General features: G+C 33.3%; 2 protein-coding genes and 1 pseudogene. All 3 read right to left on the bottom strand.

The annotated features are described in order from the left end of the window. Positions 1-69 precede the first annotated feature (69 nt). Positions 70-504 carry a hypothetical protein gene (locus tag BLP87_RS15675; protein ID WP_074463500.1) on the bottom strand — a complete coding sequence of 145 codons (435 nt, stop codon included), beginning with the start codon at positions 502-504 and terminating at the stop codon, positions 70-72. Beyond that, positions 504-1,208 carry a DUF3800 domain-containing protein gene (locus BLP87_RS15670; protein ID WP_074463499.1) on the bottom strand — a complete coding sequence of 235 codons (705 nt, stop codon included), beginning with the start codon at positions 1,206-1,208 and terminating at the stop codon, positions 504-506. The genes BLP87_RS15675 and BLP87_RS15670 overlap by 1 nt, the downstream gene beginning before the upstream one ends. Positions 1,209-1,665: 457 nt before the next feature. Further along, positions 1,666-1,803 (bottom strand): annotated as a pseudogene (locus BLP87_RS16565) (glucose-1-phosphate thymidylyltransferase); the annotation flags it as partial.

The raw sequence follows: 1,803 nt of genomic DNA, 5'->3' as shown, positions 1-1,803 counted from the left end.
TCATTTGTCCGGATGATTCAGGAATGGCTGTCCGCATGTTTCAAGAATGCTTGTCCGGATAATAAAAGATTACGTGTCCGGATAATTCAAGAATCTTGTCCGGATGTTACAAGAATCATCACTTTTATCTAAAACAATAAGATAATCAATCTCCGTACAATATATGAGAACCCTTATTTTAGAATGCCTTTTTGTCTCCCAAATCAATTTCTCCTTGCAATTATCCAAACAATATCCCAATATAAAGCCCGGCCACCCAACAGTTTCATATCTGTCAAAATCCGGCAATTTCTCAGCTTCACAGTCACCGGATGAAATAATATGCCAAAAAGTACATGATTTTCCTGCTATCAGTGGATGTTTCTTTTCCGCAATCCGTTTTCCATTAAAATAAAATTCTTTATTGGAAAATGTTTTCATATATTCTTGATATACAGCTTCTTCGTATTCCGTGTAATCATCCATTGTATTTATAAGCTTATCGGGTACATATTCACAGCTCATCAGCGAACCTCCCTGGGAAGCCACTGAAAAACATTAAACTTAACTTCGTTTTTGGGACTTGTTCTCTTTAACATTCTATTCGAGCGCTCTTCAATATATGACACAAGATCAATTTTAGCCTTGCTACTATTCAAGCCCCTATTTGCATATGCTACGGCTCCAATCAGAAGATCAGTCAGCTGCATAAGCTGGACTTGATCGGATTTTAGAAGTTGAATACTTTCTACTGTTTCTTCATAAAAATATCCCGCTGCATTATTTAATACATCCCGTAATGTATTTATTTTTTCAGCCCCTTTTGTATCTTTTATATCAACATAGACATGATAACTATCGCTAATGTCAATCATCCCCCGCAACATTAGATAATATATTCTTTGATACCAATCGTCATGAGTTAAATGAAAACGCCTATAATCCAATTTAGATTTATTATGTGCTACAACAGCCCGAAAATTAAGAAACGAATTATCAAAAAATAAATCTATCAATTCCTTATACATATCAAATTGCGAGTTAGATACACGTACCCATTTTATCTCTGCAAATTTATAAACATTATGTTTTTCTTTAATGTTCCTAATTTGTCTATTAATATCCTTCACTTTTTCTTTAGGACAGGATATCCCGCCTATAACCATTAAATCGATACCATCATTTGGAAGATGACAAGTCTCATCACAATATATGTTTATCTCGCTCATCAATATTCCTTTCGTTTTTATGTATTCTTTTCAATTATATGAATTTCACTTCAAAAGCAAAACGTGCACCAAGGGTTTTACGTTGTTCTTTGCATGAATCTGACATGATAAGCCTCCGAAATGCGACACCAAAGTGTCGTCTATTAGTCTTATGCATAGGCTACTTAAGTGACAACAAAATGTATTTTATAGTCCAAATTCATTATGAAGGATTAACAGGCGTTTTTATATCCGCCGAAATATTTCGTTCTCACCTATATATTTGCAGTCATCCAAGCAATCTTTAACTATATTTTTGCCTTATTACTATAAAAGAAATTCGTTTTAAAAATCATTAAAGCGAATTTCTTTTTTATTTAAAACGAATATATCATATATTAAACTAATTAACTCATTATTCGACATATACTTCTACATTTTCAGTCAATGCAATATTTGAAGTTTATAAAGTACATCTTCACAAACCACTCGCAACCTCAACAAGGTATTTGCCGTAATCAGTCTTCATAAGAGGCTCAGCAAGCTTAAGAAGCTGTTCCTTGTTAATAAAGCCGCGCTTATAAGCAATCTCTTCAATACATGATACATAAAGTCC

This window comes from Butyrivibrio hungatei (assembly GCF_900101605.1).
GTDB classification, from domain to species: Bacteria; Bacillota; Clostridia; order Lachnospirales; family Lachnospiraceae; genus Butyrivibrio; species Butyrivibrio hungatei_B.
This window is presented reverse-complemented; position numbering and strand designations above follow the sequence as displayed.